A 14,667-nucleotide genomic window follows, 5' to 3' on the forward strand; every position below is an offset into this window, starting at 1 on the left:
CGGCGGCCGCGCCGGGCGGCTCAGGGGGCCAGGAGCAGCGCCGCGAGCAGCGGCCGGAAGTGCTCGAAGTCCGGGGTGGCCCGCTCCGGATCCTTCGCGAGGTCGTCCCAGCGCCGCACGGCGACCGCGTCGGCCGCCCCCGGCAACGCCTCGAAGGCGCGCACCTGTTGGTCCGTCATCGGACCGCCCTGCATCCGCAGGGTGTGCACGGAGGCCTCGGAGAGCAGGGCGAAGTAGCCCGCTTCGACCCTGCACAGGTAGCGCTTGGCGGCCACGTGCAGCCGCACCGGCTCGGTGACCTCGGGCCCGAACCACTGCCCGAGCCAGTCCGCCCCGGTGTGGCTGTGCCGGTTGTCCTGGTGGCCCTCCATCAGGTCCCGCCCGGTGACGGCTCCTTGGAAGTGGCCGACGTCGTGCAGGAGCGCGGCGGCGACCAGCGCGGCGGGCGCCCCGGCGGCTTCCGCGAGCGCGCCCGCCTGGAGCATGTGCCCGGCCTGGGTCACCGCCTCGCCCAGGTACTCGGCGCCGCCCTCGCCCTCGAAGAGCGCGGCGAGCTGGTCGAGCGCGTCGAGGGGAGCATCGGTACCGGGCCTCATCGGGCACCGCCGGTGCGGCGCAGGACGGCGAGGGTGGAGGCGAGCCCGTCGAGATCGGCGTAGGTGCCCTGGAGGTGGCGCGCACCAGACTCGGCGAAGGCCGTACGGGCGTGCAACAGCCGGGTGTTGTCGAAGACGACGCAGTCGCCGGGCGCGAGACGGAAGTCCAGCCTCAGCTCCGGGCGCAGCAGCAGCGCCGCGAAGCTCCGGTAGGCGCGGTAGAAGGCGTCGAGGACCTCCGCCGGGTGGTGCAGGGTCGCGATCGAGCGGTTGTTGAAGCGGATCTCGCGGATGCGACCGAGGGCGTCGGTCTCGATCAGCGGTCGCTGGGCGCGCAGTTCGGTGTGCGCGTCGGCGAAGGCGAACTCGACGGGGGTCCGGGTCAGGACCTCGAAGGCGGCCGGGTCCTCGGACCGCAGCAGGGCGGCGGCGTGGAAGCCGTCGACCAGGCCCGAGTCCCCGCCGTTCGCCTCGTTGACGAGGCAGTGCAGGAGCTGGAGCGTGGGCACCGGATCGCGGTAGGGGTTGTCGGTGTGCGGGGTGATCAACGCCCCGGTGAAGGCGAGGTTGTTGGGGTCGGGCTCGACGCGCACCTCGAAGAGCTCGCCGTAGTTCGTCTCGCGGACGTGGCCGAAGGTCCGGGCCACGTCCAGGACCTGCCGATCGCGGCAGGGGACGCCGCGGAGCAGCACGAAACCGAGCCGCTGGACGTGCTCCAGGGCCCCGGCCCGCACCGCGGCGTCGTCGCGGTAGCCGCTCCAGTCGGCCTCCGGGAGCCGCCCGCGCAGGTCCGCGGCGGCCCACAGCTCCTTGTCGGCCTCGGTCCGCCCGTCGCCGGGGCGGTCGTCCGCCGGTCCCGGGGCGTGCGCGTCCAGCCAGGCCAGCGGGTAGAGCGAGCGGTGGCCGTCCGGTGCCCAGAGGATCTCGCGGGCGGGCTCGCCGAGCGGGGTCCGGGCCTCGCGGGCGGAGCCGACCGCGAGGTCGGCGGGGAGATCGGTGATCTGGAACAGCTTCTGGCCGTTGCGCGGGTCGCGGCATTCCGTGCAGGGGCAGTTGTCGCGCAGCCAGAGCGCGGGTGGGCGGGGGATCGTCGTCGCCGTCATCACGGCTCCCGTCGTCAGGTGCGTCGTCTCGGGTGTCTTCGCTCACGCGGGTCAAGTTGTCTGTACAACTTGACCCGCGGGCAGCGTGGCATCCGCGCATGACGATCAGGTGGCGCCGCGGTGGACGGCTCGCCTCCGGGACGGTTCGCTTACTGGGGCGCGATGACGACGGCCGTTCCGTAGGCGCAGACCTCGGTGCCCACGTCGGCGGCGTCGGTCACGTCGAACCTCATCATCAGCACCGCGTTCGCGCCGCGCGCCTGCGCCTGCTCGATGAGTCGCTCCATGGCCTGGTTGCGGGTCTGGACCAGGGTCTTGGTCAGGCCCTTCAGCTCGCCGCCGATCATCGACTTCAAGCCGGCGCCGATCTGGCTCCCCAGGTGCCGCGAGCGGACGGTGAGCCCGAAGACCTCGCCGATCACCTTCTGCACGCGGTAGCCCGGCACGTCGTTCGTGGTGACGACCAGGACCGCGGACTGCGCCCCGGTACCGCCGCCGTAATCATCGATTCCCATGCGGACACTCTCCCGCCGCGGGGCCCGTCCCGCATCCCGGGGCGGGCGGCGGGGCGCCCCCTACGAAGGCGGCTCGACCTGGCGCAGCCAGGTGGTCAGCAGGGCTTCCAGGAGCTGCGCCTGCGCCGGGTCCAGGGCGTCCAGGAGGGCCCGTTCGCCCCGTACGTGCTCGGTGAACGCCCGGTCGAACAGCTCCCGGCCCGCCGGGGTGAGCGCGACCACCCGGCCGCGCCCGTCGCTGGCCGAGCGGCGGCGGGTGACGAGGCCGTCGCGCTCCAGCCGGTCGATCCGCTTCGACATGGCGCCGGTCGTCACCATGGTGTGCGCGGCCAGCTCGCCGGGCGCGCGTTCGTACGGCGCACCCGCGCGGCGCAGCGCGGCCAGGACGTCGAACTCGCCCTCGCTCAGTCCGTAGCGCCGGAAGACGAGGCACAGGCGCTCGGTCAACAGGGCGGCGAGCCGGTGGAGCCTGCCGATCACCGCCTGCGGCCCGACGTCCAGATCGGGGCGTTCGCGCGCCCACTCGGCCTGGATGCGGGCGATGCGGTCGGGGGCGGGGGCGGGGTCCACGGGATTCTCGTGCTGCACCCTCCCACTTTACCTTCCTCGGAAGGTAAAGTGACTTCCATGGAAGATACCTTGCGGTGGTCGTTGGTCACCGCGGTCGCACCGGTGGCCTGGGGCGCGAACTACTACGTCACCCAGGCGTTCCTGCCGGCGGGCCAGCCGCTGTACGGCGCGGCGATCCGGGCCCTGCCCGCGGGACTGCTGCTGCTCGCGGTCGCACGGGTGCTGCCGCGCGGATCGTGGTGGTGGAAGTCGCTGCTGCTCGGCACCCTCAACATGGGCGGCTTCTTCGCCCTGGTCTACCTCGCGGCCCAGCGCCTGCCCTCCAGCGTGGCCTCGACCGTGATGGCGGCGGCGCCCCTGGTGCTGATGCTGATCGCCTGGCCGCTCACCGCGGAGCGCCCCGCCCCGCGCCACCTGGTGGCGGCCGGCGTGGGCGTCGCCGGAGTGGCCCTGATGCTGCTCGGGGCGGACACGGCCGTCGACGCGCTGGGCGCGTGCGCCGCGGCGGCGGCCATGGTGATGTCCTGCCTCGGCTTCGTCCTCGCCAAGCGCTGGTACCAGGCGGACGGGGCGGCGGCGCCCGGGATACTCGCCTCCACCGCCTGGCAGCTCGTCGGCGGCGGCCTGCTCCTGCTGCCCCTGGCCGTCGGCGTCGAGGGCGGGCCGCCCGCGGTGGACGGACCCGCCCTGCTCGGCTTCGGCTACACGGCCGTGCTGGCGACGGCGGTGGCCTTCGCGGCCTGGTTCGCGGGCATGCGCAGGCTGCCCGCCGCCACCGTCGGCCTCGTCGGACTGCTCAACCCGGTGACGGGCGTCCTGCTCGGCACGCTGGTCGCCGGGGAGACCCTCGCCCCCCGGCAGCTGTGCGGGCTCCTGCTGGCCCTGGTCGGGATCCTGCTCGGGCGCCCGGCCCCGGCCCGGCCGTCGATCAGCCGGTCGACAGCGCCGCCGCCGCGGCGCGCCGCCCGCGCTTGCCCAGCGGAGCCAGGGAGAGGTCCTGGGACTGGGACTTGATGTTCTTGAAGCCGTACCCGCGTTCCTCCAGCCACGCCTCGGCGGCCAGCTCGGCCCGCGCACTCGCGTCCAGGATGTCCTCCTCCTTCTCGCCCGATTCCAGGAACCGGAAGGTGAAGAACGGCCGGGCGGCGATGTCGTAGGTGAGGTGGCCCTCGACGGTGAACTCCGCCCGCAGCATGTCGTGCTCGGGCGCACGGGCGACCAGCTCGGCGTGCTGCTCGGCGGTGAGCCCGTCGAAGGCGCCGCGGACGGTGATGCGGAAGGTGCGAGTGCTCATTCCTCGACTCTAGGTCGGTGCCCGCGGGGGTCGCACCACCTTTTCACCCGGCCGTCCGGCGCAGCACCAGGGTCAGGAAGCCGAAGCTGTCCCGATAGGTGCGCAGCCACTCCGAGCGGCGCTCGCCGGCCGTGGCCAGGGCCTGGGCGCTGTCCGGATCCTCCGGGTGGTCCAGCGCCCACTCGGCCAACGTGCCCCAGAGGGTCCACTCGTAGTCGTCGAGCTCCCTGCGGGTGCTGACGTGACCGAGCACCGGCGTCCAGCCCGCCGCGCCGATCAGGTCGAGGGTGGTCGCGAGGTCCTCGTACTCGCCGAGCGCCTCGACGGCCTCCGGGGACGGCTCGCGCTCCCAGAAGGCGTCGCCGATCAGCACCCGCCCGCCGGGCGCCAGCCGCTCCGCCGCCGCTTCGAGGGTGGGCAGCAGGCCACCGAAGGCGTGCGAGGAGCCGATGCTGAGGATCAGGTCGAAGGAGTGCGGCGCGGTGAACTCCGCGGCCGGCTGCTGGTGCAGGACCAGACGGTCCTGTACGCCGCGCGCACGGGCCGCGGCGGAGGCCTGTTCCAGCGCCTGCGGCGACACGTCGACCCCGTCGGCCCGGGTCCCGGGATGGGCCGCGAGCGCGCGCAGCAGCCACTCCGCCGTGCCGCAGCCCAGGTCGAGCAGGCGGGCGCCCTCACGGGCGACGCCGTGCTCCAGCAAGCGCCGCACCGACACGTCGTCGAGCGGGGCCTTGATCGGGTGGTGGGTGTGGGCGATGCTGGAGATCATTTCGCGGTTCATGGCCGCACCCTCACACCCGGCGGCCCCCGTCCGCATCCGAATTTGCCCCGGTGCGTCAGGTACGGCCCCCGTGGGCCGCGGGCCGGCGCCCCCGTCCGGTCAGCGGGTGGCGGTGCGGTGCGCGCCGCGGCGCAGGGCCAGGGCCGCCAGGGCCTCGGGGGCGCCGGACTGGCCCCGGATGCCGGGGAAGGCGTTGATGTCGACGACCAGCGGTTCCCCGCCCCCCTCGGCGGCGATGACGTCCACCCCGTAGACGTCCAGCGCGAAGACCTCGCCGACCGCGCGGACCAGCTCGACCCAGCCCGACGGCAGCTCGGCGAGGGGGAGCGGCAGGGTCGGGCCCCGCCCGCCGGGGGAGAGTTCGGAGCGCCGCAGCGCCGCGAAGACCCGGTCCCCGATCGCCCACAGCTTGTGGTCCCAGCCGTCGTTGGGCGCGAACTCCTGCACCACGACCGGTTCCGCGGCCCACTGGTCCGCCAGCGCGGCCAGCCGCGCCCCGTCGTCGACCCGGGCGACCAGATCGCTCCGACGGCTGTGGTGGCTCTTGACGACGACGGGTCCCGCGAGCGGCGGACCCGCGGCCAGTTCCGCGAGGGTGGCGTAGGCGCGGGTGGCGGCGAAGGGCAGGCCCGCCCCACGGGCCAGCGCGGCCATCACCGTACGGTCCTGGCACAGCTCGGTGGCGGCCGCCGAGTTGATCACCGGGGCCCCGAGCGCCTCGGCCTCGCGGGCGAGGGCGAGCGCCCGCGGCGTGCGGGACTTGAGCAGGTAGACGTCGGCGGGCGGCCCCGGCAGCCGCGTCGCGGTGCCCGGGTCCAGGGCTTCGACCCGGTGCTCGGGGGCGAGCAGGGACGTGGTCCCGGCCAGCAGGGGATGTCCGGGCTCGGGGGTGATCAGGCCGATCCTCACAGCGCCTCGCCGGCCGTGGCGGTCAGGGGCGCCGTCGGCGCGCCCGCCTGCGCCGGGATCGCGGGTCGTGGTCCGGCGCCCGCGGAGCCCGCCGTTCCGGCCCGGGCCAGCTCCAGTACGGCCCGGGCCACCCGGGCCGCGGCGTCCGGCACCTGGCGGAAGCTCGGGAAGTCGTTCACGTCGACCACCACCGGCCCGTCCGGACCGAGGATCACGTCGACCCCGTACAGGTCCAGCCCGTACACCGCGCCCACCTGCCCGGCTATCGCGGCCACTTCGGCGGACAGCGGCACGCGTCTCTCCCGCACCGCGTGGTCGGGGTGCAGCGGTGAACGGCGCTCGGTCGCGTACAGCTCGCCGCGGACGCTGTAGACCTTGATGTCGGTGCCCGCGTTGGGCACGTACGGCTGCGCGATCAGCATGCCCTCGCCCGCGAGGTCCGCCAGCATCGCGGCCAGCCGGTCCGGCGAGGACACCAGGTACACGGCCCGGCCGGAGCTGCCGTCGGCGGGCTTGACCACCAGCGGGTACTCCGCGTCCGGTATCTCCAGCAGGAGTTCGGGCCGGGCCACCGCGTACGTCGCCGGCAGCGGCAGCCCGCGGCTGGCGCCCAGGGCCGCGGCGAGGGCCTTGTCCCGGACGCCCCGGATCGCGCGGGCGTCGTTGACCGTGGTCATCCCGGCTCCGGCGGCGGCTTCGAGCAGGGTGAGCCCGGGGCCGCCGGACACGGTCTTGAGCACCCACGCGTCGTGGCTGCCCGTGCGTACCGTCTCGGTCATGCGCAGGAGGGAACCGCCGGGCCGCACCACGTCCACGTGGTGACCCCACGAGGTCAGCTGCCCGATCACCTCGTTCGGCATGCCGTCATGGCGGTACTGCTCCTCCACCAGAAAGCAGAGCCTCATCGACCTTCCCTGTCTGCCCGGACATCGACCGGTCCGGCCCGGCGAGTTGTGCCGTCATAGGATGTCATGAACCGCCACGAGCCCGGCATCGGTGCGGTGTTCCCGGCTCCCGGGGGGTGCGGCTCCCGTCCCGGTAGGAGCCCCGGCATCCCGGTTCGCCCACCGAATGGCCTCACGCGGCGGCGAGTTGGACGGATCGGCAAACCCTTGGGAATGAAGTGGTCTGGACCCTTGACCGACGGATGGTCCAGACCAATCATGAGGCGTCCGCCCATTCGCTCGCTCACGCCCCACCGGGAGCAACGATGAGACGCCCCAGGTCCCTGCGCGCCTTAACGGCCGCCCTCTGCACGCTCGCCGCCTCCGCCGGCCTCGTCCTCGCGGCCGACTCGGCGGCGCACGCCGCCGCGACCCCGCTGCCGGCGCACGTGTTCGCCCCCTACTTCGAGGCGTACTCCAACGACAGCCCCGCCGACCTCGCCCAGAAGTCCGGCGCGAAGTACCTCACGATGGCGTTCGTCCAGACCGAGGCCAAGGGATCGTGCACCCCCTACTGGAACGGTTCGACCGGCCAGCCGATCTCCGCCTCCGTCTTCGGCTCCGACTTCGCCACCATCCGCTCGCGCGGCGGCGACGTCATCCCCTCCTTCGGCGGGTACGCCGCCGACAACGGCGGCACCGAGATCGCCGACAGCTGCACCAACGTGGACTCGATCGCGGCCGCCTACGAGAAGGTGATCACCACCTACGACATGGCGCGCCTCGACATGGACATCGAGGACAACTCGCTGACCAACAAGGCGGGCATCGACCGTCGCAACCAGGCCATCAAGAAGGTGCAGGACTGGGCCGCGGCGAGCGGCCGCCCGCTCCAGATCTCCTACACCCTGCCCACCACCACCAGTGGCCTGGCGAGCAGCGGGCTGGCCGTCCTGAGGAGCGCGAAGGCCGCGGGCGCGCAGGTCGACGTCGTGAACCTGATGACCTTCGACTACTACGACAACGCGAGCCACAACATGGCGGCCGACACCCAGACCGCCGCCGCCGGCCTCTACAACCAGCTCGCCACCCTCTACCCGGCCAAGACCCCCGCCCAGCTCTGGGGGATGATCGGCGTCACCGAGATGCCCGGCATCGACGACTTCGGCGCCGCCGAGACCTTCACCACCGCCGACGCGACCGCCGTCTACAACTGGGCCGTCGGCAAGGGCATCAACACGCTCTCCTTCTGGGCCCTCCAGCGCGACAACGGCGGCTGCCCCGGCACCGGCGGCTCCGACACCTGCTCGGGCATCGTCCAGGACCCCTGGTACTTCACCCACACCTTCGCGCCCTTCACCGGCGGCGGGGGACCGGTGGCCGACGACTTCTCCCTCGCCGTCGCGCCCGGTTCGGCGTCGGTGGCCCCCGGCGGCACGGCCACGGCCACGGTGAGCACGGCCGTCACCTCCGGCAACGCCAAGACCCTCACCCTGACCGCGACCGGGGCGCCGGCCGGAGTGAGCGCCACGCTCGCCCCCGGCTCGGTCACGGCGGGCGGCTCCGCGCAGCTCACCGTCACCGCCGCGGCCTCGGCCGCGCCGGGCACCTACCCGATCACCGTCACCGGGACGGCGGGCCAGCTCGGCCACTCCACGACCTTCACCCTCACGGTCTCCGGCCCGGGCGGCGGCAGCGGAGCGCTGGTCAACGGCGGTTTCGAGAGCGGCGCGCTCGCTCCGTGGACCTGTGAGAGCGGGGGCGCGGTGGTGGCGACCCCGGCGCACGGGGGCTCGTACGCCCTGAAGACGGCGCCGACCGCCGGTCAGACGGGGGAGTGCGCGCAGACCCTCACGCTGACCCCGAACACCACGTACACGCTGAGCGGATGGGTCCAGGGCAGCTACGCCTACCTGGGCGTGCGCGGTGGCGCCAGCGCCAGTACGTGGACCAGCTCCGCGGCCTGGACCAAGCTGTCGGTCCCCTTCACCACCGGGGCCTCCGGCACGGTCACGGTGTTCCTGCACGGCTGGTACGGCCAGGGATCCGTCTACGGGGACGATCTCGCGGTCGGCTGACGGACCGGCGCACGGCGGCCGCGACCCCGGTGACAGGGGGTCGCGGCCGCCGCTGCGCCGCGCCGCCCCGGTCCGCTCCGGCGCCCTGGCCCGGGGCATGCTGATCACCATGACGAGCGAACGTGACGTACGGATCCTGCGGGCCGCCGACCGGACGGCCGAGGCCTGGAAGAACGGCGGGGGAGTCACCCGGCAGATCGCGGCCGGGGCCACGGGCCGCGGCCAGGGCCCCGGCGGCGACTTCGGGTGGCGGGTCAGCCTCGCGGAGGTGGCCGCCGACGGCCCCTTCTCGGCGTTCCCCGGAATCGACCGGACGCTCACCGTGGTCGAGGGGGCCGGTATGGACCTCACCGTGGACGGGGTGCGCCGGGCGGTGGCCGAACGCTTCGCGCCGCAGCGGTTCCCGGGGGACGTGGCCACCGACTGCCGGCTGCTCGACGGACCCGTCGTGAACTTCAACGTGATGTACCGCAGGGCCACCACGCGGGCGGAGGTCGCCGTCGTGCGCGGCGACCTCGCCCTGAGCGGCCCGGCCGGGGTCCGCGACGTACTGCTCGTGGTGGCGCTGGAGGGCGCCGCGTCCCTCGCCGGCCCGCACCTGGACGCGGTCCGGCTGGGAACGTACGACGCCCTGCTCGCGACGGGCGGCGAGCAGGGCGTCCTGCACCTGAGCGCGGAAGGCCGCGCGGCGGTGGTCCGGTTCGCACCGGTGGGGGAGCGCTAGACGGCGTCGGCGCTCTCGGGCGTCTTCGTCGGCACGCTCGCCAGGCGCGGCGCGCTCGCCTCGACCACGCGCGGGCCGGTGCTGCCGCGCAGGCCCAGCCAGCTGATCACCGCGACCAGCGCGAAGGCGACGGCGCCGATCCCGAAGGTCAGGGTGAAGCCCGATTCGGCGGGCAGCGGCGGGACCCCGGCGGGCAGGTGCTCGATCGTCTTGGACGCCAGGATCGTGGTGACGATGGCGCTGCCGATCGCGCTGCCGGTGGAGCGGGAGATGGAGTTGATGCCGTTGGCGATGCCGCTCTGGTGGTGCGGGACGCTCGCCATGATGACGGCGGGCATGGCCGCGTAGCCGAAGCTGACGGCCGCGCCGACGACGATCCCGGCGCCGATCACGGAGAAGGTGTGCTCGTGGTCCAGGGCCAGCCAGCCGAAGCCGACGGCGCCGAGCGCGGCGGCCACGGCGAGGGCGATCCGCGGCCCGCGGTGGCGGACCAGCTGGCCGCCGACCGGGGAGGCGAGCAGCGAGACGATCGCGCCGGGCAGCAGGAACTGGACGGAGGCGCGCAGGATGGACGCGTCGAAGCCGTAGCCGGTGAGCGCCTTGGGCATCTGCACGAGGTAGGAGACGCCGAGGAAGTTCGCGAACATCCCGAAGCCGACCAGGATGCCGGCCAGGTTCGCCATGAGCACCGGGCGGTGGACGAACATCCGCATGTCGACGAGCGGCTCGCGGACCTTCAGCTCGGTGAAGACCCACACCGCGCCCATGACCACGGCGCCGGCGAAGCTGCCCAGCGTGCGGCCGGAGGACCAGCCCCACTCGTGCCCCTGGGAGATCGGCAGCAGGAGCAGCAGCAGCGCGATGCCGAGGGTCAGCGCGCCGAGGATGTCGGTGCGGCCGCCGGTCTTGTGGCGGGTGGCCGGGACGAGGAAGACGACCGCGAGCAGGGCGAGGACGGCGAAGCCGGTCGCCATCCAGAAGGCGTTGCGGTAGTCGGCGTCCGTGCCCGAGGTGAGCAGGCCGGTGGCGACGAGCGCGAGCCCGCTGCCGAAGGCGAGGGTGCCGCTGACCAGGGCCATCGCACCGGGGAGCTTCTGCGGGCGGACCTCCTCGCGCAGCACCGACAGGGCCAGCGGGAAGATCGCGGTCGCGGCGCCCTGGAGCACGCGGCCGAGGATCAGCAGCGGGAGCGAGGTCGCCAGCGCGGCGATGACGGAACCGACGACCATGACGCCGAGGACGGCGATCAGGGTCGGCTTCTTGCCGTGCTGGTCGCCGAAGCGGCCGAGCAGCGGGGTGAAGACCGCGGCGGAGAGCAGGGTGGCGGTGGTCACCCAGCTCACGTTGGCGGTGGACGTACCGAGATCGGTCCGGATCAGACCCAGGATCGGGACGGGCAGGGTCTGCATCATCGACACGACCATGGCGGCGAGGCTCAGGGCGAAGACGATGACCGTCTCGTTCCTCTGCCCGGCGGCGGGGGCGGATGCGGGGGTGCTCATGGCTGGCAGGACCTTCTCATGGCTTCAGAACGCTGGGGTGTCACTCGGATCGCTTCAGATCGCGGATGTTTGAGTGCATCAAGCAATTGGTCAGGAGGATGACGTTAGACCTGGATAGTTAAGGACGTCAAGTAAATGATTGATGACCTCAAGCACTGCGAGTACACTCCAGTCATGAGCGCCACCGCACCGCCCTCGCCCGCCAAGCTCCAGCTGCTGGAGCTGCTCGCCGCGATCGCCACCGCCCAGTGGCGGGACTTCGCCGCCGCGGCGGCCCGTCACGGCCTCACCTCCACCCAGGCCAAGGCCCTCGCCCAGCTCGACGAACCGGTCCCGATGCGCGGGCTCGCCACCCTGCTGGTGTGTGACGCATCCAACGTCACCGGGATCGTCGACCGGCTGGAGGCCCGCGAGCTCGTCCGGCGCGAGGCGGACCCCGCCGACCGCCGGGTCAAGAACGTCGTGGCCACCGACGCGGGCCGCGAGATCATCCGGCGCGTGCGCGAGGAGATGCAGGCCACGCACGGCGCGCTCGACACCCTCGACGAGGACGAGAGCGCGACCCTCTACGCCCTGCTCGCGCGCCTGCGCCCGACGATGGAGAGCAAGGCGCTCTGACGGGAGCGCCGGCCGAACCCACCGGACGCCGCCGCCGATCCGATCGACCTGGAGGTGCCCAGCGCGGATCCCGTCGGCCCGCGCAGTCCCGGCAGCGGGGGAGCGGCGAGCTGGGCCGCCCTGGCGGACATCGAGCGCGTGGCGCCGCGCACGGTGGTCCGGCTGAACCAGGCCCCCCGTTGGCGGCGCCTCAGAGCGTGCCGCTGCTGCGGGGGAGGGCGGGGGCGTCGAGCGAGGGGTCGATCAGGACGGGTTCCTGCGAGCGGGCACCGGCCAGTACCGCCGGGTCGAGGCGGGCTACGGCCAGCCCGGGGTCATCGGTGCCGGCGTCGTGGAGCAGGGTGCCGTCCGGGTTCCAGATCGCGCTGCGGCCGCAGCCGTCGTACGGGCCGCTGGGGCGGCAGTGGTTGGCGAGCAGGACGTAACTGGTGTTGTCCAGGGCCCGCGCGGGGAACACCGTGGCGAGCTGGCGCTCGCCGTTGCCCCGGCCGAACATCGCACCGACCAGGTACGCGTGGGCGCCGCCCCGCACGGCCGCGCGGGCGTGCTCCGGAAAGCCGGAGTCCCAACAGATGCCGAGACCGAGGCGCCACCCGTCCAGCGAGAGCGTGCACCCGCGCGGGCCCGCGCCGAAACCGGCGGCCCGCTCGCCGGGCGTGACGTGTTGCTTGTCGTACTGGGCCGCCCGGTGACCGTCCCGGCCCAGGACCAGGGCCGAGATGCGCAGCTCCCCGGTCCCGGCGTCCCGCGCGGGGGCCCCGACGACCACCGCGGTACGGGTCGCGGCGCAGGCGGCGGCCAGGACGTCCAGCCGGGAGTCCCCCGGGGCCGGCACGTGCCGGGCGGGGTCGGCGGCGATCCCCGCCAGCTCGTAGCCGGTGAGGAAGAGCTCCGGCAGGACCAGCAGGTCGCCGCCCCGGTCGGCGGCGCGGCGGACCAGATCGGCCGCGGTGGCGGCATTGGCGGCGACGTCCAGCGCGGCGCAGCCGGCCTGGCCCGCCACGACGGTCAGCGGGGCGGCGGGAAGGTCATGAAGATCATCCATGGACCACCAAACTACCCGAGCGCTCCGGACGACCCCGGCCGCCCGCCCCACCACCGCCCGCGCCACCCGGACCTACGCCACCGGCACCAGGGACGCGGGCAGGTACGGGGAGCGCACCGGCACCTCCCAGCCGGCCCGGCGGGCCAGGCAGACCAGCGCCAGGACGTCCGGATTGAGCGGGGCGTCGGGGTCGGTGGCGTTCTCGCCGACCTCGTAGTGGTCGCGGTGCTCCTCCAGCGCGTCCACCAGCGCCAGCGCGAAACCCTCCCGGTCGCCCGCGGCCAGCTGCGACAGCAACACCACCGGCGGGGGCAGGTAGTTGAGGTGGCGCATCCGGAACGCCTCCGCCGCCGCCCCGCGCAGCGCGGGCTCGGCGTCGGCCCCGCGCAGGTGGTCGTGCAGCGCCGTCGCGTAGGCGCGGACCGCCGTGGCGCGGCCGCCGCTGCCGAAGGGGTCCGGGCCGATCCGGACGCACTCGGCCAACAGCGCGTCCTCCCCCGAGAGCACGGCCGCCGCCGTCGCCCGCAGCCACTGCGCCGGGCCCACCGCGTTCGGGCGGCCGCCCGCGGGCAGCGCGCGCGTCACGCCGCCGACACTCACCTCCTGCTCGCTGCCGGGCTCGGCCGCGGCGAGCCGGAAGGCCGCTGTCCCCGCCTCGGCGGCGCGCACCAGCGCCCCGTGCCCGCGCCCGTCGTCCGCGGTGGGCCCGTCCGTCACCCGCCGCTGGAAGAGCCGGTACTGGTCGTCCATCAGGCGCGTCAACCGCTGCGCGACGTCCGCCGCCTTCTCCTCGGGATCCGCGAACTCCGCCGCGCTGCGCCCCAGGTACTGGTCGTACCGCTCGGCCCGCCCGGCCTGCTCCGGATCGGTCGGCTCCTGGTCCCGCGACCGGCGCGGCCCGTCCACCACCAGCGGCCCGGCGGCCAGCGCCGCGAGGGCGTCCGGCCGCTTGTCCGCGCCGAAGGCCCGTACCCGTGGCACCGGCGGGGCGAAACCGCCGAGCGCGGCCGCGGGCAGGTAATCGGAGTCCACGCCGGGCTCCCAGCCCTTCCACCGCTGCGCCAACGAGGCGAGCGCGAGGGCGTCCAGCGGCAGCAGCGAGCGCGGGTGCGGCTTCGCCGTCGCCGCCTGCCGCTCCCGGTACCGCGTCAGCTGCTCGGCCAGCGCCGCGGTGAACGCGTCCCGGTCGTCCGCCGCCAGCGCCCGCAAGGTGGCCAGCGCCGCCCGGTCGTGGGACCGGTCGCTGCCCGGGCCCAGCTCCCGGACCAGTACGTCGATGAACGCGGCGCGCTGCTCGTCGGTGACCGGGCCCCCCGAGCCCCCTGCATCGGCGCTCCCGAGCACCCCGTACACGAAGGCCAACAGGGCGTGGACGAGCGCCACATCGGCCCGCCCCTCCTGTCCGTCGCGCGGCGGCGCCGCACTGAGGAAGAGCGCCCCGTCGCGGTCGGTGTCCCCGGCGACGCACGCGAGGAAGAAGGTGTCCAGCCAGTCGTAGGCGGGGACGTCGCCGGCGAGCTCCTCCCGGTCGTAGACCACACCGGTACCGGTGTACTCGATGAACACGTCCCCCACCCGCTGGGGCCACGCGGTCAGGGCGAACGAGCCCAGCGCGGCCGCGGCGGCCGACTCGAAGGCCAGCTTGCAGTCCTTCCCGGCGAGCGTCGGATGGTCCACGGAGCGCGCACCCACGTAGTCGAGGAAGGACTCGCAGATCATCTCCCAGCCGTACTGCGGGGATTCGTCGTGCTGCATCCGGTGCACGTCACCGGCCATCCGCTCGGCGAAATCCTCGACCGCGGCGGACAACGCCGCTTCCCCGACCGCATGGCGCTCGATACGCACCCGTAACCTCCCACGATTGGCTGCCGGATGGCCTCATCCGATCTCGTCCGCCAGCATAGGCGGGGGGTCCGACAAGGCGGTCGACGCCGCTTCGGCCCTGGTGGAGGTGGTGCGTCCGCCCCGCCCGCACGCCCCGCGCGGGGCCGTTATTCGATACCGGCGGGCAGCCGCCCCGGGGCAGACTGGAGCCTCGCAACCAGGAG

15 protein-coding genes are annotated in these 14,667 nt (G+C 74.1%); 4 read left to right on the top strand and 11 right to left on the bottom strand.

Going from position 1 to position 14,667, the window contains the following annotated elements; genetic code table 11:
• Positions 1-20 precede the first annotated feature (20 nt).
• The 4 genes from ACZ4UB_RS03225 to ACZ4UB_RS03240 form a co-directional block, all read right to left on the bottom strand.
• The gene (locus tag ACZ4UB_RS03225; RefSeq protein ID WP_468067917.1) at positions 21-596 is read right to left on the bottom strand and encodes a phosphonate degradation HD-domain oxygenase; all 576 of its coding nucleotides are present in this window, start codon (positions 594-596) and stop codon (positions 21-23) included.
• The gene (gene tmpA, locus ACZ4UB_RS03230) at positions 593-1,699 is read right to left on the bottom strand and encodes a 2-trimethylaminoethylphosphonate dioxygenase (RefSeq protein WP_468067918.1); all 1,107 of its coding nucleotides are present in this window, start codon (positions 1,697-1,699) and stop codon (positions 593-595) included. Before tmpA ends, ACZ4UB_RS03225 begins: the two co-directional genes overlap by 4 nt.
• Positions 1,700-1,848: 149 nt before the next feature.
• Positions 1,849-2,214, bottom strand: a complete 366-nt coding sequence (locus tag ACZ4UB_RS03235) for a YbjQ family protein (protein WP_385772570.1) — start codon at positions 2,212-2,214, stop codon at positions 1,849-1,851.
• 60 nt (positions 2,215-2,274) lie between these two features.
• Positions 2,275-2,757: a MarR family winged helix-turn-helix transcriptional regulator gene (locus ACZ4UB_RS03240; protein ID WP_468068177.1), complete on the bottom strand. Its 483-nt coding sequence runs from the start codon at positions 2,755-2,757 to the stop codon at positions 2,275-2,277.
• A gap of 84 nt (positions 2,758-2,841) precedes the next feature.
• On the opposite strand from ACZ4UB_RS03240, the gene ACZ4UB_RS03245 reads away from it, so the two are divergent.
• Positions 2,842-3,798 carry an EamA family transporter gene (locus ACZ4UB_RS03245; RefSeq protein ID WP_468067919.1) on the top strand — a complete coding sequence of 319 codons (957 nt, stop codon included), beginning with the start codon at positions 2,842-2,844 and terminating at the stop codon, positions 3,796-3,798.
• On the opposite strand, the gene ACZ4UB_RS03250 is transcribed toward ACZ4UB_RS03245, so the two are convergent.
• From ACZ4UB_RS03250 to ACZ4UB_RS03265, 4 genes are all read right to left on the bottom strand, one after another.
• The gene (locus tag ACZ4UB_RS03250) at positions 3,713-4,078 is read right to left on the bottom strand and encodes a DUF6204 family protein (protein ID WP_468067920.1); all 366 of its coding nucleotides are present in this window, start codon (positions 4,076-4,078) and stop codon (positions 3,713-3,715) included. The two genes, ACZ4UB_RS03245 and ACZ4UB_RS03250, sit on opposite strands and share 86 nt — an antisense overlap.
• Before the next feature lie 43 nt (positions 4,079-4,121).
• Entirely contained in the window at positions 4,122-4,859 is a 738-nt protein-coding gene (locus ACZ4UB_RS03255; RefSeq protein WP_468067921.1) for an SAM-dependent methyltransferase, read from the bottom strand.
• A gap of 99 nt (positions 4,860-4,958) precedes the next feature.
• Entirely contained in the window at positions 4,959-5,768 is an 810-nt protein-coding gene (locus tag ACZ4UB_RS03260) for an ATP-grasp domain-containing protein (protein WP_468067922.1), read from the bottom strand.
• Positions 5,765-6,673, bottom strand: a complete 909-nt coding sequence (locus ACZ4UB_RS03265; protein ID WP_468067924.1) for an ATP-grasp domain-containing protein — start codon at positions 6,671-6,673, stop codon at positions 5,765-5,767. Before ACZ4UB_RS03265 ends, ACZ4UB_RS03260 begins: the two co-directional genes overlap by 4 nt.
• 305 nt (positions 6,674-6,978) lie before the next feature.
• Here ACZ4UB_RS03265 and ACZ4UB_RS03270 point away from each other — a divergent pair, with 305 nt between their 5' ends.
• Both ACZ4UB_RS03270 and ACZ4UB_RS03275 read left to right on the top strand, forming a co-directional pair.
• Complete coding sequence (locus ACZ4UB_RS03270; protein ID WP_468067925.1) at positions 6,979-8,730, top strand: carbohydrate binding domain-containing protein; 1,752 nt, start codon at positions 6,979-6,981, stop codon at positions 8,728-8,730.
• Between the two features lie 109 nt (positions 8,731-8,839).
• A complete protein-coding gene (locus tag ACZ4UB_RS03275; protein WP_468067927.1) occupies positions 8,840-9,454 on the top strand; it encodes a HutD/Ves family protein in 615 nt (204 codons plus the stop codon).
• Here ACZ4UB_RS03275 and ACZ4UB_RS03280 read toward each other — a convergent pair.
• Positions 9,451-10,956 carry an MFS transporter gene (locus tag ACZ4UB_RS03280; RefSeq protein WP_468067928.1) on the bottom strand — a complete coding sequence of 502 codons (1,506 nt, stop codon included), beginning with the start codon at positions 10,954-10,956 and terminating at the stop codon, positions 9,451-9,453. The genes ACZ4UB_RS03275 and ACZ4UB_RS03280 overlap by 4 nt on opposite strands.
• 174 nt (positions 10,957-11,130) lie before the next feature.
• On the opposite strand from ACZ4UB_RS03280, the gene ACZ4UB_RS03285 reads away from it, so the two are divergent.
• Positions 11,131-11,574: a MarR family winged helix-turn-helix transcriptional regulator gene (locus tag ACZ4UB_RS03285; RefSeq protein ID WP_399257134.1), complete on the top strand. Its 444-nt coding sequence runs from the start codon at positions 11,131-11,133 to the stop codon at positions 11,572-11,574.
• 190 nt (positions 11,575-11,764) lie between these two features.
• Here ACZ4UB_RS03285 and ACZ4UB_RS03290 read toward each other — a convergent pair whose 3' ends face one another.
• Together ACZ4UB_RS03290 and ACZ4UB_RS03295 are read right to left on the bottom strand one after the other, a co-directional pair.
• Complete coding sequence (locus ACZ4UB_RS03290) at positions 11,765-12,619, bottom strand: carbon-nitrogen hydrolase family protein (protein ID WP_468067929.1); 855 nt, start codon at positions 12,617-12,619, stop codon at positions 11,765-11,767.
• Positions 12,620-12,691: 72 nt separating this feature from the next.
• Complete coding sequence (locus tag ACZ4UB_RS03295; protein ID WP_468067930.1) at positions 12,692-14,464, bottom strand: immunity 49 family protein; 1,773 nt, start codon at positions 14,462-14,464, stop codon at positions 12,692-12,694.
• Positions 14,465-14,667 lie beyond the last annotated feature (203 nt).

This window comes from Streptomyces sp. NPDC028419 (assembly GCF_055565515.1).